This window comes from Nocardia sp. Root136 (genome assembly GCF_001427185.1).
Taxonomy (GTDB): domain Bacteria; phylum Actinomycetota; class Actinomycetes; order Mycobacteriales; family Mycobacteriaceae; genus Nocardia; species Nocardia salmonicida.
In genome coordinates this window covers 21,392-45,463 of record NZ_LMFE01000001.1, presented here as the reverse complement: position 1 = coordinate 45,463, position 24,072 = coordinate 21,392, and the positions used below count along the sequence as shown (strand labels likewise).

Here is a 24,072-nt window from a genome sequence, read left to right as displayed (position 1 = left end):
CCGAGATGTTCGCCCGCTACGCCTACGCGCCCAATCGGCTCGGCTACTGCGGTCCCGCTGACGCGCGGGCGCTGCACAACGGCTCGGCCGCCGAGATCCGCGCGCTGGCCAGGCAGTTCTCCGGAGCCTGGCCGTACCTGCGGGCGATGTCGCGACTGACCGGCATCGCAGATCCGCTCGACCGACGGCTCGTCGAGTCCTATTGGCTCGGTGGCGGGATCGGCGCCGACCTCGACGCCGGCGCGTTCACCACCGAACTGCTCGCGATCATCGCGCCGATGGCCGGACACTACTGGTCGTATCTGAACACCGACCTTGCCGAGGAAGCCGCCGCCAACCACGGATTCCATGTCTTCGGTGTGTATCCGTGGACCCGGCTGCTGGGACGTGGCGCCGACGAGCACCCGATCCGCATCCTGGACAGCTGCCGCATCACCTGGGGGACCGTGGTGGCCCGCGAAGGCGGCGCTGCTTCCGTCCGGTGTCGGCGGTTGGTCCTGGACGGTCCGCTCCTGCGGTTGTCGGGTCCAGTACTGCACCGCGCCGAGGTGGATGATCACCTCGCGACCGAGGTGGCGGTCGGCGACCGGGTCGCCGTGCATTGGGAGCGCGTGTGTGGCCGCCTCGATTCCGATCAGACACGGGCGCTGGCCACCAGTACCGCACGGCAACTGCGGGTGACCAACCGCCGGTTGACGGACACCGCGCGTACCGTTCGACGGTAGTCGTTTTCAGCGAGGACGGTCCGCGATGACGGGTGCCGTCGAGGTCGATGAGGAGCCGGTTGTGTCGGGCACGTTTGTCGTTGCTGCTCGAATTCCCATGGGGCGGGAGGCATTCGAGCAATGGCTGGAGACGCCGGCGCCGGGGGCGGAGGTCATCGAGAATCATGGCGCGATGTATGACCGGTGGTTCTGGGACGGGAAGTCGCCGGATTGGCGGCAGGCCGAGGAGGGGGTGACGCCACGGGAGTATTTCGCCGATTGTTTCGGAGAGGACGCCGGCGGGCTGACCTATGTTCTGACGTATCGGGAGGGAGCGCTCGAGGCGTATCTGATGCACTTCGGGTTCTGTGAGTCGAACATCTATACCGCGCTGGTGATGCTCGCCGCGGCGGGGCGGTTGAGCTCCGAGGTGGCGCCGAGCACGGTGTTGTTCTGGGCCGAGACCAGCGGATCGATGTTCGCGGCCGATTCGGACGGGTGGCTGGCGACGCTGCTGGTGGGTGTCAACGGGGCGCGGTTCGCAGCCGATATCGATCTCACGGCGACGATCGCGGAGCTACGGACTGCCGAGGCGAGCTACTTCGATCTGCTCGTCCGGTTGGCGGAGGTAGAGGAATCGGTCGGCGGAGAGTCGAGTTTCGCCGCGATCGCGCGTGATCCGCGGTATGTGGATGCCGCGGTCCTCGCCGGGAACTGAGCGGGGGACTTCGTCGGACCCGGACGCCTGCGATGAATTCCGGACGCGGGCGACGTCAGTACTGGCATGACGACACAGACGCTCGCCACGGCCGAGAGCAACCTCACCTATGACGTACACGGGCCGCTGCCCACTACCGACGGCCGACCGCCGCTGTTCATGATCGGCTTGCCGATGGACGCCAGTGGCTTCACCACCTTGACGTCGTACTTGCGCGATCGCACGGTGATCACCTACGACCCGCGCGGTCTGGGTCGCAGCACCCGTACCGACGGTCGGATCGACAACGTGCCGGCGGTGCACGCCGAGGATGTGCACGACATCATCAGCGAACTCGGCGTCGACTCGGTCGAGATGTTCGCCAGCAGTGGGGGTGCGGTCGTGGCGCTCGCCCTCGTGACCGCCTACCCCACGGATGTGACGACGCTGGTGGCACACGAGCCACCGTTGATCCCGGTACTTCCCGACGCCGCGGCCGCCGAGCGCGCTCGTGCCGGTTTTCGAGATGCCTACGTGGCGAAGGGCTTCGGCGCGGGCATGGCGAGCTTCATCGCGATGACTTCATGGCAGGGCGAGTTCACCGAGGACTACTTCGACCAGCCCGATCCAGATCCCGCCCTGTTCGGCCTGCCGACCGAGGACGACGGCGCGCGCGAAGACCCGCTGCTCTCGGACCTGTCCTGGGCCGTGAGTAGCTATCGCCCCGACCTCGCTGCGCTCGCCGCTGCCCCGACACGGATCGTGGTCGCGGTGGGCGAGGAATCCTCGGGCACCTTCACCGCCCGCACCGCGGTGCGGCTGGCCGAGCTTCTCGGTCAGCACGCGACGGTGTTCCCGAGCCACCACGGCGGCTTCGCCGGCGATGAATTCGGTTACCCCGGCCAACCAGAAGCCTTCGCGCACAAGCTGCGTGAGGTTCTCGACACGAGGAGCTGACGCGCGCTGCCCGGTGCCGGGGGAGCGGGCTCGCTACAGTCCGTCACCCGGGCACGGCTTCCGCCTCGCCGATTTGGCCGATGATCACGAGAGCCTGCCTCAGCAGGAGAGTCTGCTCGTCGGAGAGCTTGCTCAACTGCCCGGCGAGCCAGGAATCACGGGCCGAGACCTCATCGGTCACCAGTGCCTGACCAGCTCGCGTGACCGAGACGACGACCTGTCTGCCGTCGGACGGATGGGGGCTGCGCATGATCAGTTCCAGCTCGGCCAACGCGTTGACAGTCCGCGTCATCGACGGCGGCCGCACCCGTTCTCTGGTGGCGAGCGCACCCGGTGACATCGCGCCGTCGCGAACGAGTGTGGTGAGCGCCGAGCGCTGGACCAACGAGATCTGCGAGTCGGCGTGGTGCAGGCGCAGTAGGCGATCGAGCCTCATAGCGAGCAAGGACAGAGCTCCGGCCACAGCCGCGGTATTCGAGTTCGGTGACACAATCATGAACTTTACGAACAAAAGTGCCCGCTGTCCCCGTCTGGGGACAGTCGTGACCATCTCCTGAGCTGCTCGCTGCTGAGAAGAGACCGAACCCGAGGCCGTGGTGCGCACCGGAAAGCTCCCGGCAACAGCCGGCCTGACCGACCTCTGTCGTCGCGTACAACGTTTCTCGGTGCCTTCGAGAACGGTTGTGTGTGCACGTGATTCGGAAATTCTACTGTCTGATCAGTACTTTGTCGGATGGCCGCGCGACCGTATTTGCCATGGTGGCAGCGGGTGTCGCCTTCGGATCACGCGACAGCGCGTCCGACGCCGCCGCGCCGGAGTGGGGGAAGACGATTGTCGCCCGACTGGAATCGGACACGAGTTTTCAGGCCATCCGCGCGCCCATCGGGTCGATCAACAGTCATTGATGCTGGGCGCGTGTATATCCCGCGCGCCCTAGACTGTCTCGGCACAGCGGTGCCCGCTGTCTTCGGTTGGGGTAGGAGCTGTGGTGATCCAGGCTGTTGTGTTCGATGTCGGCGAGACCCTTGTGGACGAGACGAGGGAGTACGGCACCTGGGCGGACTGGTTGGGCGTACCCCGCCATACCTTCGTCTCCGTGTTCGGCGCGGTGATCGCCCGAGGTCTGGACTACCGAGAGACCTTCCAAGTGTTCAAGCCAGGGTTCGATCTGGATCAGCAGCGCCAGGCCCGCGCGGATGCAGGCAAGCCCGAATGGTTCGGCGAGGACGACCTCTATCCGGATGTGCGTCCTGCCCTGTCGGCCCTCCGCGAGTTGGGTGTCTGGGTGGGCATCGTCGGGAACCAGACCGTACGCGCGGGCGGCCTGCTGCGTGGGCTCGATCTGCCGACCGACTTCATTGCAACCTCCGATGATTGGGGTGTGGCAAAGCCCGATGTCGCGTTCTTCGACAAGGTTGTCGAGGCCGCCGGATGCTCGGCTGAACAGATCATCTACGTCGGTGACCGCATCGACAACGACATCACCCCGGCCATGAGGGTCGGGATGCGAACCGCCTACATCCAGCGCGGGCCATGGGGCTGGATTCACAAGGATCGGCAGGATGTGAAGGAGCTTTCGGACTGGCGAATCCTCAGCCTGTCCGAGCTCCCCGACATCGTGAAGGCTGAGCGCTAGCCTTACCCCAGATCCTCCCCAGAGGCTGAGATCGCGGGATCAACGCGTACGCGGTGGAGACGCGACACCCGGCAGCCACCCCGAATGCGAAGCACAGGCCCACAGCGCTCGACCTTTGCGCCCATCGGGGACACGACGCAGGTCACGGATCGACCGGAAGGCCCTAATCAGTCTGCCCTCCTGCACCCGCCAAGGCCCAGTTACGAGCACCCATAGTGATTGAAGGCGCGCTGCGGGAGGCAACACGGTCTGCAAGAATCCGTGAGTATGGGTGAGACACACGCGGGACTAGTTGTCTGGGATGTCGACGGAACACTGATCCCCGCAGACTTGCGCTGGCTCCGGCGGGCCGTGGCGAGCACATACCACCTTGACGAGTCCGACGTCGTCTTCCCCGCTTCGCGCGTGCACGGCTACACCGACGAATCGATCGTCGTCGATACCGCCATTGCCTCCGGGGTCACTGAAGAGGCGGCGGAAGCCGGATTTAACCGTTACCCCGCCGTCGTGATGGATGTCATGTCACAAGGTGAGGCGGAACTTGCCCGTGACCAGCCTGCGTATCCCGGCGCTGCTCGCACCATCACAGTTTTGGCGGAACACGGGTACGTCCAGACGGCGCTCACCGGAAACCTGCGGGTCTCAGCCGAATTCAAACTTGCGGTTGCGGGCCTTGACTCACATCTCGACCTGGACATCGGCGCTTTCGGTTCGGATGCGCGAGACAGGTTCGACCTGCCCGCCTTCGTTGCCGACCGATTCCGAGCAAGGTTCGGGTATCCGCTCGACCCGACACGAACAGTCATCATCGGTGACGCGCCGAACGACATCGCGACCGCGCGTCACGCGGGATTCGGTGTCGTCGCCGTCGCACACAGACTGACATCCGAAGCGCTGTCGGAGCATTCACCCGATGCGATCGTCGACCGACTGGAACCGGACATGGTCTTGCAGGCGATCCGCGCGACCCTGAGGTCGATCAGTAGCCGTTGATGCTGTCGACCCGTTCCCGCATCGCGAGGACGGGCCGCTCATTGTGCCAGGGAGCCATCCGCTCGATTGCTCTTTGCGCACGCTCGAGGCCGCGATGATTACCCATGGCCGCCAGTGCGTCGTAAGTGTCGCCGAGAAGACGGCAGCCCTCTTCCAGTTCGCCGGACAGCACGTAGGCGCTGGCGAGGTCTACTCGCGTGGCGAGATCGACGTTAGGGCTGTTCCCCTCAGGTGTGTTCAACGCTTCGGTGAGTGCCGCGATCGCGCGCGTAGGTTGGCCGAGGAGGAGTTGGCACGTGCCGACATAGACCTGAATGCGAGTGGTGTTCCAGTCGTTGAACAACCCCGCACGATCGTTCTCATCGATGTCCTCGGCGGCACGTTGGGCACGAACCAGCGCCTCCTCGCATTCCTCCCGCAGTTCCAGCACTGCATAGGCTTGCGCCTGCTCAGCCCCGATCCGTGCTCGCGCGGCGGGCGGTAGAAAATCGGAGACGTTGGCGGCCTCCTTCAGTATTCGGAGCCCGATAACCACATCACCGTCCGAGCTGATCAACGTTGCAGCATCGGATCGTAGGTTGCTTTCGAATATGCGCGCGATCCCACCCATCGTTTTGTCTTGCAACTGGTCCGCGAGCTTTCGGGCGAATGCGCAATGTGTGAGAGCCATCGACCTGTCACCGATGGCGCTCCAAACCCGGCTCGCCACAACCGATGTTTCCGTCAGGAGCGCCCCCGCGCGCTGCTTGCTTCGATCGTCTGTCGCAGCACGGAACAGGGCGGCTACGGCGTCTCGATGAGCTTCGATCGGTCCGATCAGGGCATCAGGGCCGATGCTTTGACGCTGCTCAGCCAGTAGATCGGTGAGGGCCGTGAAACTGCTGATGGACCTTTCCGATACAGCGTGCGATCGCATCAGCGATGTGGGCGAACCGGAATCGAACGCTCGGTCTGGACCCAACTCGGAAGAGGCCGGCAATCCGGCCGAACCGGTTTGCGGCTCGGCGACCACCGGATTCGAACGTTGGCGGGATCGGTGTCTAGTGCTTTTGGCTTCGGCGCGGATCGCAACGAGGTCGCCTTTCGCGCCGACTGCGGTGTCGATCGCGGCGATCAGTTCCTGAGACGGCAGATTGGCGTCTTCCCACTCCGCCATTGAGACGTACTGACGTGTGTAGCCGGTCGCGGCGGCCAGTCCGCGCTGGCTGAACCCCGCATCGAGGCGTCGGCGTTTGATCTCCCGCGCAAGATGATTCGCGATGTCACCCGGCGTTTGCTCGGGCTCGGTCGTCGGATCTGTCATGAGTGCCCCTCCACTTGCGGGTCGGTTCGGGCCTACCGCGCAGCTATGGCAAATCGCTTGCCTCACCATTTGCCACCTTTCCGGCCAGTGTAGGTAGCCCGTTTCCTAGATGTGGGTAACGGAACCACCCGGCCCGGATCGAGCGGAGACCGAACGATGGCAACTACTGCCCGACGCGGCGTGCACCTAGAGGAAGCTGCCCCAGCGCGCGCCACCGGTGGGGCTCCCAAGAGACCGACCGATGACCGCATTCGTGAGGTTGCCGTAGCCGAGCATTGCCGCCAGATTACTGAGTCAACTGAGGTGGCCCGATGACAACCACACTGGATGCCGAGGTTCTCGCCATCCTCCGACCCGGTGGACTGCTGACCGCCGACACGATCGCTCGCAACCTGAACGTACCGCCGTGGCGTGTGGTGCGCGCCCTGCATGCGTTGCGCCGCAACGGCGATGCCTTCCAGAACAGGCAGGCCGAGTGGCAGATTGCGGCCGGGCAGCGTCGGCCCGAAAGGCAGAGTGCGCGATGAGCTACCTCACCCCCGCCACGCCCGTGCCACGGCCGTCGATCAGCGAACTCGTCAGCATGCTCGAGGCTATGCGCGAAGCCGGGTGGCTCACAAGTGCGCCCGCTTCACCCATGGTCGAGGTGAGCAGCCCACGTGCTCCCGTGACCGAGTTGCCCGGGGAGAGTCGATGACTCAGGCCAGACCACCCGCCTATGCAGAAACCCCGCGGTCACGCTGCGAGTTCTATCGTCGCGTGTGTTCGCTGCCCACCGTGATCGACCCGGCGACGGGCCGGATCACGATGCAGGCAGGGTTCGTCGGTGCGGTGATGATGCCCACCGACCTCGCCCAGCGGGTCAAATCCACACTCGACTTTCGTGGCCTGGCACCATTGCCGATCATCGGCCACCCGCGCGCCCGCATGTGGACGTTTCTGGTGCGCTCCGATATCCGGCCGATCGGAGACCCGGCCGACGTGGCTCGGTTGTGGAAAGCGCGGGTCGTGGTGATCCGAGACGGCGACATCGGCTTACCGTCCCCAGCGCCGGACACGTTGATGGTTCGCACCTGGGTTTCTCCGGCCATCAGCAAGTTCCGGCCATCGGGGGCTGTCATTCTCGAATGCGTCCGAGACTGCCTGCCACGGTCGAACTCCCGGTGAATGAGGACGGTCGCTCACCGCGTCCCGAAGAGCCCGATATCCACCTCACGATCCAGTTCTCCTGCGTTCGAGTGGATTTCGTCGCGTGCCTGACCGCCGCGTTGGTGTTCGTATGTGATGTGACAGCCCGTCGGCCCGGCACAGTTGTCGTCGATTTCAGGCACTGCGCGGGGCTGCCACGGCTACCGAACGAACGCTTGTACCTGCTGCCCTGACCCCTGATCCGGCGACTCGGGACTCGCTCTGAACCGATATCCACTGCAAGGGAACCGAATACACGTTCGCGCCGTCTAAGTCATTGAAGGGACTTCCGCGCCGTTGGTGTGGAGGAACATTGGGAGAATCAATCTGTGCAGCAGCGTGGCCAGTTCTACCAAACACGGTCGCCAGCAAGCGCAGTCACGACAGGAGTCGTACTCGTGCGAATGACCTTTGACGCGCAAGCGAACGCCGCGATGATCTACCTCGAAGGCCGTATCGGAGCGGGGGAAGCTGTGCGGCAGCAGACCGTCACTGTAGAAGGGGCAGATATAGTCCTGGACTTCAGTTCCGATGATCTACTGCTCGGAATCGAGATCATCGGCGCACGAGCGATTATCCCCGCCGAGGCGCTCAGCGCAGCCGAGCAGCTCGGCTGAGTCGCGGGCTCTATTGCCGCGATATTGCCGCGATCAAGCTGAGATCGCGTCACTTCCTTCCAACCTCAAATCCGCTGCTTCGCAACAAATTGAGCCATCAACAATTCGACAGCGGTCGACGTCGAGGCCGTCCTCGGCCGATCGAAACCAGGGTATGGGTACCAACTGAACCCGCACCCGACTGCGGCGGCGTCACCTCGACCGGCATTCAATCCTGCTGCACCACAACAGCAATCACAATCGTCGACGCTAGACGCGGCAGGAGCCCGCAATGACCACCACCGACCCGTCCGCACTGATCGACCCGTATCGGTCCACCCCCGCACGCCTCCACAACGCGATACTCGGCGGGAAAGACCACTACACTCCCGACCAGGCGCTAGCCGCCACTCTGGCAACAAACAAGATCACGCTCGCGATCACCGAATCCCGGCGGTTTGCCCTGCGCGCGGTCGAGTACCTGATCGACCATCACGGCGTTTCCCAGTTCGTCGAACTCGGCTGCGGCTACCCGCACGCCCCGAACATCCATGACATCGCCGGACACCGGAACGGCACCACCCGGATCCTCTACATCGACAACGACCCCGTGGTCGCCGCCTACGGCCGTGCGATGCTGGCCGGACCGAACCGGTTCTTCACCGATACCGATATCACCGATACCGCGACCGTCCTCGGCGATATCAGTGCCGTGATGGACACGGCGAGACCGATCGCGGTGTGCGTGTCGGGCACCGCGGAACTGATCATTGACGCTCCCGCCGTGTTCGCGGCGCTGACCGACCGTCTTTCGGCCGGGACCTGGATCGTGTTCACCCACATCACCGATGAGGTGTACGGCCATCAGATCCACTCAGCCGCGCAGGCTTTGCGCGCTGCGGGCATCGCCTACCACCCACGCGGACGCAAAGAGATCACGGCCATGCTGACCCGGTACCGACTCGTCACGCCAGGCTTGGTCGCGCCACACCAGTGGCCGCCCATCTCTGTCAGCGGCGACGAGGTGCGCGCGCTCTTCGCCACACCACGACCCCGCACGGCGTGGGATCTGAGTGCCTACGCCGCAGTGGGCCAGCTCCAGCAGTGACCGCCCACCCCGCTGCAAGTGCGGTGTGTGGTCGGGCTCAGTATTGAGGATCCGCCCGGCACTCGCTCACGGACCGTGCGGTCGGGGCAGTGCCGTCGCCCTGATCGAAACGCCACTGTGTGATCGAACCCGCTGGGCGCCATCGCAGGTCGTGGCCGTCCGGTACGGCTTCGTAGACCGAATCGCGACCGCTGACGAGTTGCTCGCCCACGCAGGAGTCGTTGTAGCTGGTGCCCGGCTGGATGGCTCCCGCGCTGAAACGGCCGGTGGGATCGGTGGCGGCGCCTGGATTGGCGACCCTGCTCGTCGGATGCGCCGACGCCCCGCGATCCCAGCGCATATCTCCGGTCAGCGATCGGCCGCAGGTGAAAGTCCAGCCACCGGCGCCGACGGTGGTTCCCTGTGTGTAGGAGGTGTCCGCCCACAAACAGCTGCCTGCGGTGTCCGCGGACGCGACTCCCGCCGAGAGTCCGAGCATGCCCGCTACCGTGACGACCGATGCCAGTGCGGCGATCCCGCGACGCCGTCGAACGGCTGCTGAAATAGTCTGATTACCAACGGTTTCCATTCTTCAATGGTCTCGTCGGGGCTGGCCGGACACATCAGGTCCCGACCCGGAGCTTCGCCTCAGGGATTCCCCTCGGTGTCCTTGCGGCCGGGGCGACCCCGCTGTCCCACCGTGCGGGCACCGACTGTCGGGCAGGTCACCACGAATCACCCTCGGCGGCAAGGAAAGGCACGGCGAGACGGAGAAGTTCCGCCGGTCGGTCCAGGGGAATTATGTGTCCGCAGTCGGGGATGAGGTGGCCGATCAGATCGGCGGCGATCGGGCGGAGTTGACGCTCGAGAGTGGCACCGACCGGGTGCGCGCCGATGGCGAGTGTCGGCACCGTGAGTGGGCCGGTGGCGACGGCGTCTTCGATCTGACGAGCGCTGATCGGGAGGGCGCGGTAGTAGTCGAAGGCGCAGCGAAGGGCCTCCGGTTGCCGAAAGGCGTCGACGAAGGCATCTCGAAGATGTTGTGGTGCACCGTTTCCGCGTGTTCCCGTGTCGAGGAACCATTCGATGTACTCGGCTTCGTGGCCGGTGAGTACGGATTCGGCGAGGCCGGGGACAGCGTGAAAGCCGAACCACCACGGTGGGCCCGCTGCCAGGAATTCCTCACAGCCCGGAAGGCGACCGAGTAGCGACTCCATGAGAATCAGGCGTCGGATCCGGTCCGGACGTCGCATGGCGAGCAAGAACGCGACCGGGGTGCCCGCGTCGATGGCCACTACGGCGGCAGACGGTTCGTCGAGAGCGTCGAGGATTCCTTCGATATCGGCGGCGAGTGTGCCCGCGTCGTACCCGTTCGGCGCCCGACTGCTGTCACCGAGCCCTCGCAGGTCCGGTGCGATGACACGATGGGCTGTGGCCAGCGGGCCGATGATCTCGCGCCACAGTTGCCAGGTGTGTGGAAAACCGTGCAGGAGTACGACAGCCGGACCGGAACCCGCTGTCGCCACGTTGGCGTAGATGCCGTTGGTGGGAATCTTGTGCAGAGTGACGCCTGCGGGCGGGGAATCGAGCATCGAGGCCTCCTGGTTACGATTGGTTACCAGCAAACGGTAGGAAACCTATGCTGGGCTGCCAAGAAGGCACTTTCCCGAAAGGTGGTGAGGTCGAGGTGACCACCCGACCAGAGCGCGGCGATGTCTTCGATCCGCAGTGCCCGACGCGTCAGCTACTGGACCGCATCGGGACGAAATGGACGTCGATGGCGGTCAAGGTGCTCGCGGACGCCGCGCCGCAGGAAGTGCGGTTCGCCGACTTGCGGCGGCGGATGCCGGGAGTGTCGCAGAAGATGCTGTCGGTGACACTGCACAGCCTCATCCGTGACGGCCTGGCCACTCGCCGGGTCGAGCCGACCGTACCGCCGCGCGTGCATTACCAACTCACCGAACTCGGCTTGTCGCTGGAGATTCCGCTGGCCGCGCTGCGCGCCTGGGCCGAGGCGCACATGCCCGAGATCGACCTGGCCAACGCGGCCGCCGACAGCAGCGTATAGCTGTCCGGTGAACCCTCTGTCAGCCGAGCACGTGCGATCGGAGGTCGGCCGCCCACTCCACGTATTCGACGTGCGCACCATCGGGGTGGCGCGCGTACACCACCCGATCTGTCGCCGAGACCACCGGTCCGCGGGTGATCGCGCCGCCGATGTCGGTGACGAATCGCTGGGCAGCGTCGAGGTCGTCGACGATCACCGGTCCGACGGTGTCGCGGTACCCGCTGAGGGCGTCCTGCGGCCCGGCGATGGCGCTTCGCCGAATTGCATCGGTCGGTCGACGGCATCAGCTACAAGATGCTCACCCAGACCCTGCGGGGGTTGGAGGCTGACGGGATCGTCGCCCGCCACGACCACCACTCCGCCAACCCCCGCGTCGACTATTCGCTCACCGCGGCCGGTATCGACCTACTCGCGACCGTGCACGAACTATGTGGCTGGTCGCGCACGCATCTGGAATCACTCCCGCCGCGCATCCCACCGTCGACCCACGCTGACCGATCGACGGGCACAGCACGGCTCAAGCCGGAATGTATTCGGCCGCGACGTCGAGAATCCAGGTGACACCGAAGCGATCACTGAGCATCCCGAAAGCGGGCGCCCACTGAGCTGGGCCGAATGCCTCGATCACCGTCGCGCCCTCGGCGAGGCCTTCCCACAGTGCGCCGACCTCGTCGACGGTCTCGCCACGCACGGAAAGGAAGAACCGCTCCTCGGTGATGGTCGTGCCGTTCTCACGGCGGGTGGTGGGCGTGGCCGCAGCAGGGGTGTCCTTGCCGGGCACGTCGTACGCCATGACTCGGAACCCGTTGTCGGCAACGAGCTGACCGAACACCACCTTGGTCGCGTCGGGCAGTTCGGCCGGCATCCCGAAGTCCGCGTAGGTGACGAGGGTGAGCTGACCCCCGAACACCGACTGGTAGAACTCCAGGGCCGCACGGGCCTGACCGTGGAAGTTCAGGTGGGCAACAGCGTTGACCGTCATGGTGATCGGTGTCCCTTCGAGTGGTTTTCGCCGCCGGAGGGCGACGAATTCCACCCTGTCACCGGTAGAGGACAGTGAATGTCCTCTACTCGTGGCAATCTGGGAACCATGCCGACATCCACATCGACGGCGACCTCCCGCCGCCTGCTCTCGCTGCTGTCTCTGCTGCAGGTCCGGAGGGACTGGACAGGCGGTCTGCTCGCCGAACGGCTCGATGTCAGCGGACGTACGGTGCGCCGCGACGTCGATCGCCTGCGCGAGCTCGGCTACCCCATCCAGGCGATCAAGGGCCCCGAGGGCGGGTACCGGCTGGAGGCAGGCAGTGAGCTACCGCCGCTGTTGTTCGACGACGAGCAGGCTGTCGCGCTCGCCGTGGCGTTGCGGATCGCGGTTGGGACCGGTGCGGGTATCGAAGAAGGTGCCGCGCGAGCCCTCGCGACCGTGCGGCAGGTCCTACCGTCGCGGTTGCGGGCGCGAGTCGACGCGCTCGAGCTCACCGTGGGCGGTGTCGAAGTCCAAGTCGATACCCGTGTCCTGGTGGAACTGAGCACCGCGATTCGTTCCGGGGAGGAAGTGCGGTTCGACTATCAGGGGTCTGCGAACAAGTCCGAAGTGCGCCCGCCCCGCCGGGTCCAACCCCACCATCTCGTGGTCCGGAACGGACATTGGTATCTGCTCGGGTGGGACCCCGAGCGTGCGGACTGGCGGAGCTTTCGTGTCGATCGGATGGCTCTGCGCGTCCCCAACGGCCCGCGCTTCGCGGCTCGGGAAGTGCCAGGTGGCGACGTCGTCGCGTTTCTCTCCGCACGGTTCAAAGGCTCTGAGAATGCCGATGTCTGGCCGTGCAACGGCGAGGCAATCCTCGATCTCCCGGCCACGCGGGTTGCACCGTTCGCCGGCGACGCGATCGTGGAGGCGTTCGACGACGGGCGAACCAGGCTGTCGATGGGTTCGTGGTCTTGGGCGGCGCTCGCCGCGGCACTGGCGCGTTTCGACGCCGACATCGAGGTTGTCGGCCCGCAGTCGCTACGTGATGCCTTCGCCGCTCTGTCCCGTCGCGCGGACCGAGCCGCGCAGGGGAGCCCATGAACCGGGGGATAGCTGAAGGGACAGCTCGAGCCCCGGCCGATCCGATGATCGGCCGGGGCTCGAGACAGGTCAGTGCAGGTCGAAACGGTCGTTGTCGGCCACCTTGACCCAGGCCTCGATGAAATCGTTCACGAACTTCGCGCCCGCGTCCTTCTGCGCGTACACCTCGGCCACCGCGCGCAGCACCGAATGCGAGCCGAAGACGAGATCGTTGGCCGTGGCCGTCCACCGCTTCTCACCGGAACGCCGGTCGACACCGTCGTAGACGTTCTCCGACGACTCCGACACCTGCCACTCCGTGCTCTGATCGAGCAGGTTCACGAAGAAGTCGTTCGACAGCACGCCCGCCCGGTCGGTGAAGACACCGTGTGCGCTGCCACCGTAATTGGCGCCGAGCGCGCGCAGGCCGCCGATCAGCACGGTCAGCTGCGGCGCGGTCAGGTCCAGCATGTACGCGCGGTCGAGCAGCAGCCGCTCGAGCGGAGCCTTCTCGCCGGGGCGCACGTAGTTGCGGAACCCGTCGGCCCGAGGTTCGAGTACATCGAAGGTGTCGACATCGGTGTTCTCCTGGGTGGCATCGGTACGCCCGGGGGAGAACGGCACGGTGACCTGGTGACCGGCGTCGCCTGCGGCCTTCTCGATCGCCGCCGAACCGGCCAGGATGATCAGGTCGGCCAGCGACACCTTCTTGCCGCCGGTGGCCGAGGCGTTGAAATTCTGTTGGATCTGCTCGAGGACCGGCAGCACCTTCGCCAGCTCGGCGGGTTCGTTGACGTCCCAGTTGCGCTGGGGCTCGAGCCGGATCCGGGCGCCGTTCGCGCCGCCGCGCTTATCGGTGCTGCGGAAGCTGGCCGCCGCCGCCCATGCCGTCTTGACCAGTTGCGCGATCGACAGACCGGACTCGAGGACAGTGCTCTTCAGCGCGGCGATGTCCTGCTCGTCGATCAGTGCGTGGTCGACGGCGGGAACCGGGTCCTGCCACAGCTGCGCCTCGGGCACCCAGGGGCCGAGATAGCGACTGAGTGGACCCATGTCGCGGTGCAGCAGTTTGTACCAGGCCTTCGCGAACGCCTCGGACAGCTCTTCCGGGTGCTCGAGCCAGCGGCGGGTGATCTCGGCGTAGATCGGGTCCTCGCGCAGGGCCAGGTCGGTGGTCAGCATCGTCGGGGTTCGGGCGGGACCACCGAATGGATCAGGGATGAGGCCTTCGCCCGCACCGTCTTTCGGCTTCCACTGCCATGCGTCGGCGGGGCTCTTGGTGAGCTCCCAGTCGAAACCGTAGAGGTTCTGCAGGAAGCCGTTGCTCCACGACGTCGGGGTGGCGGTCCACACGACTTCCAAGCCGCTGGTGATCGCGTCCTTGCCCTTACCCGTGCCGTAGCCGCTCTTCCAGCCGAGGCCCTGCTGCTGCATCGGGGCGGCTTCGGGCTCGGGGCCGACCAGGCTGGCGTCACCCGCGCCGTGGGTCTTGCCGAAGCTGTGACCGCCGACGATCAGGGCGGCGGTCTCCTCGTCGTTCATCGCCATGCGAGCGAAGGTTTCGCGGATGTCGCGTGCCGCGGCCACCGGGTCGGGCCTGCCGTTCGGCCCTTCCGGGTTCACGTAGATCAGACCCATCTGGACCGCGCCCAGCGGCCCCGACAGCTGGCGCTCGCCGCTGTAGCGTTCGTCGCCGAGCCAGGTGTCCTCCGGCCCCCAGAACATTTCCTCCGGCTCCCAGATGTCGGGCCGGCCGAAGCCGAAACCGAAGGTCTGGAACCCCATCGACTCGAGGGCGACGTTGCCGGTGAACACGAGCAGGTCGGCCAAGGAGATCTTGTTGCCGTACTTCTGTTTGACCGGCCACAGGAGGCGACGAGCCTTGTCGAGATTGGCGTTGTCGGGCCAGCTGTTGAGCGGGGCGAAACGTTGCGCGCCTTGACCGCCGCCGCCACGACCGTCGGCGATCCGGTAAGTGCCCGCAGCGTGCCAGCTCATCCGGATGAACAGGCCACCGTAGTTGCCGTAATCGGCGGGCCACCAGTCCTGCGAATCGGTCAACACCGCGGCGATATCGGCTTTGAGGGCGTCGACGTCGAGCCCGGCGAATTCTGATGCGTAGTCGAAGTCTTCGCCCAGCGGGTTGGACTTGGACGAGTGCGCGTGCAGGACCGAGACGTCGATCTGTTCGGGCCACCAGTCCTTGTTGGTCCGAGGGCGCTGGTCGGGCTTCGCAGTGGGCGAGGGGATCGCCGGGTTCTCGCTCTCACTGGTGCTGTGCGTGTCGGTGTCAGGAGCAGGCGGGCGGCTATCGGAGGTCACGATATTCCTTCCTGGACGGACTTACGGGCTGCGAGTGGCGTCGGGTTCGGAGGGCGTTCAATTCGCGCAATCAGGGCACAGGCCCCAGTAGATGACTTCGGCTTCGTCGATCGCGAAGCCTAGGTCGTCGGAAGCGGTCAGGCAGGGTGCTTCGCCGACTTGACAGTCGACATCGCCGATCAACCCGCACACCCGGCAGATGAGGTGATGGTGGTTGTCGCCGACCCGGGTCTCGTAACGGGCCAGCAGGCCGCGAGGCTGGATGCAGCGGAGCAGGCCCGCGGCGGTGAGAGTGCGCAACGAATCGTAGACGGCCTGGTGCGACACCACCGACAGGCGGGACCGCACGGCACGGATGATCGAATCGGTGTCGGCATGCGGATGTTCATGAACCACGCTCAGCACGGCGACTCTCGGTGCCGTCACGCGCACCGAAACTCCCCGCAGCATGTTCTGGAACTCCACGTCCGTGGGCACGCTCGCAGTTTTCCTCGTTTTCCGACTTCAGACAACTATCGGACCGGGCCGCGTTGCATTCGCGTTCCGACGGATCGGCCGAATACGGGTATAGGAACCAGCCGACTGATCAATGCCCGCGAGGATCTGTCAGCGCCAGACCTTCCTTGGCCTTGATCCGCCGATGCTCGAGCAACAGCCACGCGACGCCGCCGCCAGCCAAGATCACCGCGGCGATGCCCGCGATCGTGGCCCAGCCGGCGAAGCCGTATCCGGTCGCGGTCAAACACAGTCCCAGCGCGATGATTCCCATCGCGCACAGGATGATGCCGGGGAAGTTGTAGCCGTCCTCGAGGCCCTCGCCTGCGTGACTGCGGGTTGTGCGAGCGTCGTCGGGAAACTCCCCACCGGACACTTCGGAGCGCTTCTCTACGGGGCCATGGTGCTGATTCGAAGACGTCATCACTGTTCCCTCCGGCTGGTCGGCTTTGGGTCGGCAGTACCCGATGCACCGAGGCTCAATCCGCCTCGGACCTCCGTGCCGGTCAGACCCGCGGCTGGCCGGAGGCGCCGTTTCCCCTGTCCTCGGCGGTGGTGCGACGCCATTCGCGGGGTGTGATGCCGTAAGTCACGCGGAATCGTCGGGTGAAGTGCGACGCGTCGCGGAAGCCCCAGCGAAGGGCGATCATCGCGATGGAGCAGTGGCGGAGCCGGGGGTCGGCGAGATCATCGCGAATGCGGTCGAGCCGTTGACCGATGATCCACTGGGCGAGGCTGTAGTCGGCGGCGGCACAGAGCTTGTACAGGTGCCGCAGGGAGATATGGAGAGCGGCGGCGATGCGGGCGGCGTCGAGTTCGGGGTCGGCGAGGTTGCGGCGCACGTAGTTGCGGATCTCGGCGAGCGCGATCTCCGAGGGCAGGACCGCGCCGTCGTGGCGGTCGGGTTCGGTGGCCGACAGCAACAGTCCGCGGATCAGGTCGATGCTGGCGGAGCCGGTCAGGCGTGCGGTCGGATGGGTGCTCAGAGCATCTGCCTGCCGCGTCATTTCGATGATGTGACCGGACACGAGTCGATAGAAGGGGCTGCGATGCAGGTGCGGTGCTGCCCGGCGGATGCGTTCGACCGGGAGGTCGAGTTGATCGAGGGGAACGTGGAGGCAGGTCGACCCGCCGTCGCCCACCCATCGGAAGTCGTACGGCGCGTTGAGGTCCATCAGGTGGAGGTCGCCGACGGCGAGTTCGCGTTGCAGACCGTCTTGCTCGTACCGGGCCGCACCTTTCCCGTGCACCGCGATGGCCAACATCGGCGACGGAGTCGTGCGGATCTGCTTGGGCGTACGGACCAGTCGGATGCCGGACATATCCGCACGAAAGATGTTGGCATCACCGAATTCCCACACATCGAACTGGGCGTGCGTGCGACCATCAGGATTCTCGTGCACCACGTTGCACGGCGCGGATGCTTCCTGCATGGCGGTGGTGATCGCGTGGGCGCGTTCCGCCGGCGCGACGAAGCCGGTATCGAAAACAACGGCCATGATCCCGCCCTCCTGATGGACCGGAAATGCTCCGCCTGATCGTGGCACGATCCGCGCTGCACAATCAGCCTGGAAATCGTGCACGCCGAGTCCAGTTTGCCTGGTCGGAGCGCTTTACGCTCACCCGATGTGCCTGTGCGTCGGCACCGAGGTGGGAGGTTTGCGTGATGGGGCCCCTTGGTCGAGCTGATGTGCTCGACCACCTCGACGAGTTCATCGCCGCCGCGCGCAACGGTCTGGGGCACGCGGTGATCCTGCGGGGCGAGCCCGGAATCGGCAAATCGGTGCTGATCGAGTCCATGATCGAGTCGGCTCACGGGTTTCGAATCCTGCGTTCGGATGGCTACGAGGCCGAGGCCAATCTGCCGTATTCAGGGGTGCAACGCCTGGTCGGATCGCTCGACGTCGACGGAACGCAGTTACCCGATCCCGAGCGGGAGGCATTGCGAGTCGCGTTCGGGATCTCGGCGGGTGCGGTGCCGGACCGGTTCCTGGTCGGTCGGGCGGTGCTCGGCCTGCTGGGGATCGTCGGTCGCGGTGGGCCGGTGCTGTGCGCCGTCGATGACGCGCACTGGTTGGACCGTGAGTCTTTGGACGTGTTGGGTTTCGTCGCGCGCCGACTGCATGCCGAAGCGGCGGTGGTCGTGTTCGCGTCGCGGGCCGACGACGATGTCGACGTCCGCCTCGGCGGAGTGCCGGTGCTGCCGGTCGAAGAATTGGCGCGCCCCGCGGCCATCGAGTTGCTGACGTACTGGTTCGACGGAGCGCTCGATCCGCGGGTGGCGGCCGACATCGTCGACGAGGTCGGCGGAAACCCACTCGTCCTGACCGACCTGGCGCGCGAACTCACGGCCCGCCAGCTCACGGAGTCGAGTTTCGCTCCCGCACCGCTCGGCGCGGGTTCCCGGCTGGAACAGTTCTACCGACGCGCACTGGAGTCGTTGCCCGAGGCCTGCCGAGAATGGATTCTGGTGGCGGCGGCGGAATCCACCGGAGACCTGAAGTTGGTGGATCAGGCGACCGCTCTTCTCGATATCGACGAGAGTGCGGGTGAGGCCGCGGACGTCGCCGGACTGGTTGTCATCGACGGATCCGTGCGATTTCGGCACCCGCTGGTTCGCGCGGCCGTGTACGGCGGTGCGACAGCCGCCGCGCGTCGGCGTGTGCACGGTGCGCTCGCGCACGCGGCGCAGGCATCGGGATTGATCGATATCGAGGCGTGGCACGCCGCCGCGGCGACCGCGCGCCCGAACGCGTCGGTCGCGCAGCGGTTGGCCGACGCCGCGGAGCGGGCAACGCGCCGCGGTGGTCTCCTCGCCGGCGCGAGCCTGTTGGCTCGTGCCGCGGAGCTGAGCGAGGACCCCGGGTTGCGCGACGAGCGGTTGCTCGCCGGCGCCGAATCGGCCGCCGCGGCGGGTGCCGCGCGATTCGCCTTCGACCTGACCGATCGCATCCCTGACCCCGCCGTCCTCGCACCGGTCGCCGCAGGTCGGCGGCTGTTCGTCCGTGCCTCGCTCGCCCTGTTCCTCGGCGACTCAGCGGCGATTCCGCTCGCATCGAGTCAACTGAGCGCGGCGGCGGAGCTGTTCCACGGCCACGACTCGCACCGCGAGCACCTCGCACTGCTGCGCGCCTTCGACGCGGCGCTCAGCGCCGAACGATCGGTGGCCCCAGGCACCTTTTCTGAGCTCGGGTTGCGGATGCGTCTCGCGGCGGCCGACGCTGAACCGGGCGTGCGCGCGGTGCTCACGGGTCTGTGCGGCTTGATCCTGCGACCATGTGGCGAATCGGCGGCCGCGAATCGGACGGCACTGCGCATGCTGGGCGAACTCGACGATCGGCAAGTGCTGGATTTCAGCATGGCAGGGGTGGTGCTCACCAGCGCCCTCTGGGACGAACGTGCCCGCAACGACTGGCTCGACCGGAGCGAGCGCATCGCCGCCCGCACGGGCGCACTCAGAGAGTTGGACACGTTGCTGTGGATGCGGTCGCTGACCGATCTCGATCGTGGTGATGTCACCGCCGCGGGCCGGGCGATCGCGCGCGTCCGGGAACTGCGCCAAGCGATGGGATATCCGGCCGAACATGTCGTCAACGGCGCCTATCTCGCCTGGACGGGGGAGCCGACTTCGGTGGTCCTCCAGGTCGCCGAGCTCAACCTGGCCGCCGGGTTCGGTGGCGCGCACACCGCCACGATGAACGCGCTCGCCATCCGCAACCTCGCCCAGGGGCACTATCAGGATGCCTACGCTCTGCTGGCGCCGTATGAAGCCGACCGATTCATGCAAGTCACACCGCACCAGCTCCCCGAGTACATCGAAGCGGCGGTGCGCGCCGGCCACACCGCCGATGCCGAGCGGGTCACCATCGAATTCGTCGCGTTCGCCGAGGACATCGACTCGCCGTGGGCACGTGGCGTCGCGACGCGGTGCCGCGCGTTGATCGCACCGGCAGCGGACGCGGAGCAGCTCTACTTGGCCGCCATCGCCGCGCTGACCGAGACCGACACCCCGATCGACCTGTTTCGCGCCCACCTCCTGTACGGCGAGTGGCTGCGCAGACAACGCCGGCGTGCCGAAGCCAAGGTTCAATTGCATACTGCCGCTGCCGGATTCGCTCGCTTCGGTGGGTCGGCCTTCGCTGAGCGCGCGGCACGCGAACTCGACGCGTTCGGCGAGCGGGCACAGGTCAGCGGCGCGGCTGCCACGGTCGGATTGACCGCCCAGGAGTCGGAGGTCGCGACACTGGCGGCGGCGGGGCACACCAATGCCGAAATCGCGGCCACCATGTTCCTCAGCGCCAATACCGTCGACTATCACCTGCGCAAAGTCTTTCGAAAGCTGGGTATCTCGTCGCGCCGCCAGCTCCGCGAGCATCTGCCGCCGGCCACCCGCTGACCTGAAGAACTACGTGCGACACGTGGTTCGCCCGTAGGCCGTCATGACCCATCGTGGACACAGTGCTTCGCACCTGTCCTCGAGGAGGCCGCAATGTCCACGATCACCGCCGATGACGGCATACAGATCTTCTACAAGGACTGGGGGCCGGTCGACGGGCACGCGGTACTGCTGAGTCACGGCTGGCCGCTGAACTCTGACGCGTGGGAGAACCAGGCGCTCTTCCTGGCCGAGCACGGATGCCGCGTCATCGCCCACGATCGCCGCGGACACGGCCGTTCCACGCAGTCCTGGAACGGCAACGACATGGACACCTACGCCGACGACCTCGCGACGCTGCTCGACACACTCGACCTGACCGAGGTCACCCTGGTCGGCCACTCGACCGGCGGTGGTGAAGTGGTGCGCTACACCGCCCGTCACGGGTCCACGCGCGTGGCGAAACTGGTCCTCGTCTCCGCCGTGCCGCCCTTCATGTCGCGCACCGACGACAACCCCGAAGGCCTGCCGGTCGAGGTATTCGACGCGATCCGCGCCGGCGAACGTGCCTCGCGTTCGCAGCTGTACCGCGACCTCGCCGACGGCCCGTTCTTCGGACACAACCGTCGCGGCGACGTTCCACAGGGCGTGCGCGACGCGTTCTGGTTGCAAGGGCTCGCATCGGGCCATCGCGGCGCCTACGAGTGCATCGCCGCGTTCTCGGCCACCGACTTTCGTGGCGATCTCGCCGAGATCACCGTGCCGACGCTGGTCATCCACGGCGACGACGACCAGATCGTCCCCATCGAAGTCGGTGGCCTGCGCTCGGCGAAGCTCATCGCCGGCGCCGAACTGAAGATCTACGAGGGCGCGGGTCACGCGCTTCCCGACACCGAGAGACACCGACTGTCCCAGGACTTGCTCGACTTCATCGAGTCCTGATCGCCGAAACGGAGCACAGCGACATGAACCAGCCGAAACACACCGCCAAGCCGCCCATCGTCCTCATCCACGGACTCTGGATGACACCCCGGAGCTGGGACACCTGGGCCCAGCGCTACCGCGACCTCGGACACCAGGTCATCGCCGCGGGGTGGCCCGGCATCGGCGATCGCGCCCCGGCCGAGGTCAGGGCGGATCCGAGCGCGCTCGAAGGCGTCGGCATCGTGGAGATCGTCGACTTCTACGCCGATCTCATCGCGTCACTGCCGGAACAGCCCGTGATCATGGGCCATTCGTTCGGCGGGATCTTCACCCAGATGCTGCTCGATCGCGGCCTCGGCATCGCCGGGGTCGGCGTGGCGCCAGGACAACCGGCCGGCGTTCTGGCACTGCCGTTCTCGACCTTGCGCACGGGACTGCCGGTGTTGTCGAACCCGTTCCGTAGCGGCAAAGCCAGCCCGATCTCCAAGCGTCATTTCCACTACACCTTCGGCAATGACCTCACTCGCGCCGAATCCGACCTGGAATGGGAAGCGAGCGCGGTGAATTCGTCCAACCGGGTGTTCTTCGAGGGTGTGCTGTCGCTGCCGAAGAAGAAGTCGGGCATCACCGCTGTCGACTTCCGCAAGCCCGACCGAGCACCGCTGCTGCTCGTCTCCGGCGGAATCGACCACGTCGCCCCGCCCGCCATCCAGAAAGCCGCCCTCCGCAAATACGCACAGGGCACCGCACTGGTCGAGCGGGTGGAATTCCCCGATCGCACCCACCGGCTCGTGAGCCAGGACGGGTGGGAAGAAATCGCCGACTACGCCCTGGACTGGTCGCTGCGGCACGCCGTGACCCGATTCCCGCAGGCGACATAGCAGCCACCGTGGGCGTCAGAATCACCCATATCGGCGGGCCGACCGTGCTCATCGAGATCGACGGATGGAACATCCTCACCGATCCGACCTTCGACGATCCGGGACAGCGCTACGACTTCGCCCTCGGAACCTCGTCGGTGAAGACAATCGGTCCGGCGATCCGCGTGACCGACCTGCCCGCGATCGACGTCGTGCTGCTCTCCCACGACCACCACGCCGACAATCTCGACCACCGCGGGCGCGCACTGCTGCACACCGTGCCGCGGGTCATCACCACGTCGAGCGGCAGTCGCCGTCTCGGACTCGCGCATGCCGAGGCGATGGTGCCCTGGCAGGAAACCGTCCTGCGCGCTCCCGGCCGAGCATCGCTGCGGGTGACAGCGACGCCGAGCCGACATGGGCCACCGCTGAGCCGGGTTCTGGTAGGTGAGAACCTCGGCTTCGCGATCCAGCGGCCGTCGCAAGCGCAGGTGGCGGTGTGGATGTCAGGGGACTCGGTCTATTTCCGGGGACTCGAGCAGGTCGCTCGCCGTCTCGACGTCGATATCGCGCTGCTGCACATCGGCGCCGTCCGATTCGGGCTCACCGGGCCGGTGAAATACACGATGGACGCTCGCGATGCCGCCCGGTTCATCAGGCTGCTCGGACCACGCATCGCACTTCCGGTGCACTACGAAGGCTGGTCCCATTTCAGCGAAAGCCACGATCGCGCTCGCGTGCGATTGCTCGAGGAATCCGAGGGCGTGCACCACCGGGTGCAGTGGCTGCCGCTCGGGCAGGCTGTCGAATTTCCCTCTCCCACTGGACCGCTCGCGCACTGAGCGTTACCGAAAAGGTGATCGATCATGTCGTCTCATGTCCCGAATCCGCGCCGCCGTCGGCTGCTGAGCGTCTTGGCCGCGACAGTTGTCGCCGTCAGTCCAGCGCTCCCGACGCTCGCGACCGCCGATCCCGGCGAGCCCACGTTGGTGCTGGTGCACGGCGCGTTCGCCGACGCGACCAGCTGGGACGGGGTGGCCGCCGAGCTGCGCTCGCGCGGCTATCCGGTTGTCGCAGTAGATAATCCGCTGCGCGGTCCGCACAACGACGCGCAGGCGCTTCAGGGTGTTCTCGACAGTATCGAGGGGCCGGTCGTACTCGTCGGACACTCCTACGGCGGGGCCGTTATCACCAACACCCACGACCCCAAGGTCATAGCCAACGTCTATATCGCGGCCTTCGCGCCGGCTCAGGGCGAATTCGTGCAGGGCCTGCTCGACCCGATCCGCTTCCCCGGCAGCCAACTCCTGCCGCCCGCACTACAGGTTCGGGTAGTGGACGATCCCACCGGCATCGCGGGCCGAAATGTCGACGGCTATATCGGCGCGTCGTATTTCCACAAGATTTTCGCCCAGGATGTGAGTGCGCAGACCGCTGCGGATATGTATGCCCATCAACAGTCGGCCGCGTTGAACGCCAATCTCGAACCCTCGGGTACGCCGTCATGGGCGACCACGCCCAGCTGGTACCTGATCTCGGGCCAGGACAACGTCATTCCAGCTGCCGCCCAACGATTCATGGCAGGTCGCGCTGCCCCGGCCACAACCAGAGAGATCGGCGCGTCACACGCATCGCTGGTCTCCCAGCCCGGCGCCGTCGCCGACACCATCGTCGAGGCCACGAACTCGGTTCGATAGCCGACCGGTCCCGAGGGTCTGGATCGTGTCCGAATAACTGCGACCGTGTGATTCTCGGGGCAATTCGGTGTGACGTAGCGCACGCTACTATTCGGGTGTTGTTGTGGGTCGACTCCCGA

27 protein-coding genes and 1 pseudogene are annotated in these 24,072 nt (G+C 66.1%); 18 read left to right on the top strand and 10 right to left on the bottom strand.

Features of this window, described 5'->3' with window-relative positions:
* Nucleotides 1-5: 5 nt before the first annotated feature.
* The 3 genes from ASD42_RS00215 to ASD42_RS00205 all read left to right on the top strand — a co-directional run bounded on the left by ASD42_RS00215 (nucleotide 6) and on the right by ASD42_RS00205 (nucleotide 2,358).
* Entirely contained in the window at nucleotides 6-725 is a 720-nt protein-coding gene (locus ASD42_RS00215; RefSeq protein WP_056808965.1) for a DUF6390 family protein, read from the top strand.
* Between the two features lie 25 nt (nucleotides 726-750).
* Nucleotides 751-1,422: a hypothetical protein gene (locus tag ASD42_RS00210; protein WP_056808963.1), complete on the top strand. Its 672-nt coding sequence runs from the start codon at nucleotides 751-753 to the stop codon at nucleotides 1,420-1,422.
* 66 nt (nucleotides 1,423-1,488) lie between these two features.
* Complete coding sequence (locus tag ASD42_RS00205) at nucleotides 1,489-2,358, top strand: alpha/beta fold hydrolase (RefSeq protein ID WP_056808961.1); 870 nt, start codon at nucleotides 1,489-1,491, stop codon at nucleotides 2,356-2,358.
* Nucleotides 2,359-2,401: 43 nt separating this feature from the next.
* Here the strand turns inward: ASD42_RS00205 and ASD42_RS00200 are convergent, their stop codons facing one another.
* On the bottom strand, nucleotides 2,402-2,794 hold the full coding sequence (locus ASD42_RS00200) for a MarR family winged helix-turn-helix transcriptional regulator (RefSeq protein ID WP_082843946.1): 393 nt from the start codon (nucleotides 2,792-2,794) through the stop codon (nucleotides 2,402-2,404).
* A 320-nt stretch (nucleotides 2,795-3,114) separates the two neighbouring features.
* On the opposite strand from ASD42_RS00200, the gene ASD42_RS00195 reads away from it, so the two are divergent.
* The 3 genes from ASD42_RS00195 (at nucleotide 3,115) to ASD42_RS00185 (ending at nucleotide 4,988) form a co-directional block, all read left to right on the top strand.
* Complete coding sequence (locus ASD42_RS00195) at nucleotides 3,115-3,264, top strand: hypothetical protein (protein WP_156677353.1); 150 nt, start codon at nucleotides 3,115-3,117, stop codon at nucleotides 3,262-3,264.
* Between the two features lie 98 nt (nucleotides 3,265-3,362).
* A complete protein-coding gene (locus ASD42_RS00190; RefSeq protein WP_235569233.1) occupies nucleotides 3,363-3,995 on the top strand; it encodes an HAD family hydrolase in 633 nt (210 codons plus the stop codon).
* Nucleotides 3,996-4,262: 267 nt separating this feature from the next.
* Nucleotides 4,263-4,988, top strand: a complete 726-nt coding sequence (locus ASD42_RS00185) for an HAD family hydrolase (protein WP_056808955.1) — start codon at nucleotides 4,263-4,265, stop codon at nucleotides 4,986-4,988.
* Here the strand turns inward: ASD42_RS00185 and ASD42_RS00180 are convergent.
* Nucleotides 4,975-6,291 carry a helix-turn-helix transcriptional regulator gene (locus ASD42_RS00180; protein WP_056808953.1) on the bottom strand — a complete coding sequence of 439 codons (1,317 nt, stop codon included), beginning with the start codon at nucleotides 6,289-6,291 and terminating at the stop codon, nucleotides 4,975-4,977. The two genes, ASD42_RS00185 and ASD42_RS00180, sit on opposite strands and share 14 nt — an antisense overlap.
* A gap of 311 nt (nucleotides 6,292-6,602) precedes the next feature.
* Here ASD42_RS00180 and ASD42_RS00175 point away from each other — a divergent pair, with 311 nt between their 5' ends.
* The 4 genes from ASD42_RS00175 to ASD42_RS00155 all read left to right on the top strand — a co-directional run bounded on the left by ASD42_RS00175 (nucleotide 6,603) and on the right by ASD42_RS00155 (nucleotide 9,183).
* On the top strand, nucleotides 6,603-6,818 hold the full coding sequence (locus ASD42_RS00175) for a hypothetical protein (protein WP_056808951.1): 216 nt from the start codon (nucleotides 6,603-6,605) through the stop codon (nucleotides 6,816-6,818).
* A gap of 232 nt (nucleotides 6,819-7,050) precedes the next feature.
* Nucleotides 7,051-7,458, top strand: a complete 408-nt coding sequence (locus ASD42_RS00170) for a hypothetical protein (protein WP_056808949.1) — start codon at nucleotides 7,051-7,053, stop codon at nucleotides 7,456-7,458.
* A gap of 425 nt (nucleotides 7,459-7,883) precedes the next feature.
* Nucleotides 7,884-8,096, top strand: a complete 213-nt coding sequence (locus ASD42_RS00160) for a DUF2283 domain-containing protein (protein ID WP_056808945.1) — start codon at nucleotides 7,884-7,886, stop codon at nucleotides 8,094-8,096.
* A gap of 271 nt (nucleotides 8,097-8,367) precedes the next feature.
* Nucleotides 8,368-9,183 (top strand): SAM-dependent methyltransferase, encoded by an 816-nt coding sequence (locus ASD42_RS00155; RefSeq protein ID WP_056808943.1) that lies wholly within the window; start codon nucleotides 8,368-8,370, stop codon nucleotides 9,181-9,183.
* Between the two features lie 37 nt (nucleotides 9,184-9,220).
* On the opposite strand, the gene ASD42_RS00150 is transcribed toward ASD42_RS00155, so the two are convergent.
* Nucleotides 9,221-9,751 (bottom strand): hypothetical protein, encoded by a 531-nt coding sequence (locus tag ASD42_RS00150; RefSeq protein ID WP_156677351.1) that lies wholly within the window; start codon nucleotides 9,749-9,751, stop codon nucleotides 9,221-9,223.
* Nucleotides 9,752-9,887: 136 nt separating this feature from the next.
* Complete coding sequence (locus ASD42_RS00145; RefSeq protein ID WP_056808940.1) at nucleotides 9,888-10,754, bottom strand: alpha/beta fold hydrolase; 867 nt, start codon at nucleotides 10,752-10,754, stop codon at nucleotides 9,888-9,890.
* Between the two features lie 95 nt (nucleotides 10,755-10,849).
* Between ASD42_RS00145 and ASD42_RS00140 the strand changes: the two genes are divergently transcribed.
* Nucleotides 10,850-11,230 (top strand): winged helix-turn-helix transcriptional regulator, encoded by a 381-nt coding sequence (locus tag ASD42_RS00140; RefSeq protein WP_056815030.1) that lies wholly within the window; start codon nucleotides 10,850-10,852, stop codon nucleotides 11,228-11,230.
* 19 nt (nucleotides 11,231-11,249) lie between these two features.
* Here the strand turns inward: ASD42_RS00140 and ASD42_RS34145 are convergent, their stop codons facing one another.
* Complete coding sequence (locus ASD42_RS34145; protein ID WP_156677350.1) at nucleotides 11,250-11,426, bottom strand: VOC family protein; 177 nt, start codon at nucleotides 11,424-11,426, stop codon at nucleotides 11,250-11,252.
* Between the two features lie 62 nt (nucleotides 11,427-11,488).
* Between ASD42_RS34145 and ASD42_RS33560 the strand changes: the two are divergent.
* Nucleotides 11,489-11,791 (top strand): annotated as a pseudogene (locus ASD42_RS33560) (winged helix-turn-helix transcriptional regulator); the annotation flags it as partial.
* Here ASD42_RS33560 and ASD42_RS00135 read toward each other — a convergent pair.
* Entirely contained in the window at nucleotides 11,748-12,212 is a 465-nt protein-coding gene (locus tag ASD42_RS00135; protein ID WP_056815027.1) for a VOC family protein, read from the bottom strand. The pseudogene ASD42_RS33560 and the gene ASD42_RS00135 sit on opposite strands and share 44 nt — an antisense overlap.
* A 108-nt stretch (nucleotides 12,213-12,320) precedes the next feature.
* Between ASD42_RS00135 and ASD42_RS00130 the strand changes: the two genes are divergently transcribed.
* Nucleotides 12,321-13,301 (top strand): helix-turn-helix transcriptional regulator, encoded by a 981-nt coding sequence (locus tag ASD42_RS00130; protein ID WP_056808938.1) that lies wholly within the window; start codon nucleotides 12,321-12,323, stop codon nucleotides 13,299-13,301.
* A 69-nt stretch (nucleotides 13,302-13,370) separates the two neighbouring features.
* On the opposite strand, the gene katG is transcribed toward ASD42_RS00130, so the two are convergent.
* The 4 genes from katG to ASD42_RS00110 all read right to left on the bottom strand — a co-directional run bounded on the left by katG (nucleotide 13,371) and on the right by ASD42_RS00110 (nucleotide 17,596).
* The gene (katG, locus tag ASD42_RS00125) at nucleotides 13,371-15,602 is read right to left on the bottom strand and encodes a catalase/peroxidase HPI (protein ID WP_056808936.1); all 2,232 of its coding nucleotides are present in this window, start codon (nucleotides 15,600-15,602) and stop codon (nucleotides 13,371-13,373) included.
* 57 nt (nucleotides 15,603-15,659) lie between these two features.
* A complete protein-coding gene (locus tag ASD42_RS00120) occupies nucleotides 15,660-16,052 on the bottom strand; it encodes a Fur family transcriptional regulator (protein WP_174551928.1) in 393 nt (130 codons plus the stop codon).
* 136 nt (nucleotides 16,053-16,188) lie between these two features.
* Nucleotides 16,189-16,521, bottom strand: a complete 333-nt coding sequence (locus ASD42_RS00115; RefSeq protein ID WP_062980812.1) for a hypothetical protein — start codon at nucleotides 16,519-16,521, stop codon at nucleotides 16,189-16,191.
* An 82-nt stretch (nucleotides 16,522-16,603) separates the two neighbouring features.
* Complete coding sequence (locus tag ASD42_RS00110; protein WP_056808930.1) at nucleotides 16,604-17,596, bottom strand: helix-turn-helix domain-containing protein; 993 nt, start codon at nucleotides 17,594-17,596, stop codon at nucleotides 16,604-16,606.
* Between the two features lie 167 nt (nucleotides 17,597-17,763).
* On the opposite strand from ASD42_RS00110, the gene ASD42_RS00105 reads away from it, so the two are divergent.
* From ASD42_RS00105 to ASD42_RS00085, 5 genes are all read left to right on the top strand, one after another.
* A complete protein-coding gene (locus tag ASD42_RS00105) occupies nucleotides 17,764-20,493 on the top strand; it encodes a LuxR C-terminal-related transcriptional regulator (protein ID WP_063893531.1) in 2,730 nt (909 codons plus the stop codon).
* 93 nt (nucleotides 20,494-20,586) lie between these two features.
* Nucleotides 20,587-21,414 (top strand): alpha/beta fold hydrolase, encoded by an 828-nt coding sequence (locus ASD42_RS00100; protein ID WP_056808926.1) that lies wholly within the window; start codon nucleotides 20,587-20,589, stop codon nucleotides 21,412-21,414.
* A 23-nt stretch (nucleotides 21,415-21,437) separates the two neighbouring features.
* On the top strand, nucleotides 21,438-22,277 hold the full coding sequence (locus ASD42_RS00095; protein ID WP_056808923.1) for an alpha/beta hydrolase: 840 nt from the start codon (nucleotides 21,438-21,440) through the stop codon (nucleotides 22,275-22,277).
* Nucleotides 22,278-22,285: 8 nt separating this feature from the next.
* Complete coding sequence (locus ASD42_RS00090; RefSeq protein ID WP_056808921.1) at nucleotides 22,286-23,098, top strand: MBL fold metallo-hydrolase; 813 nt, start codon at nucleotides 22,286-22,288, stop codon at nucleotides 23,096-23,098.
* Between the two features lie 24 nt (nucleotides 23,099-23,122).
* The gene (locus ASD42_RS00085) at nucleotides 23,123-23,953 is read left to right on the top strand and encodes an alpha/beta fold hydrolase (protein ID WP_056808919.1); all 831 of its coding nucleotides are present in this window, start codon (nucleotides 23,123-23,125) and stop codon (nucleotides 23,951-23,953) included.
* Nucleotides 23,954-24,072: the final 119 nt, after the last annotated feature.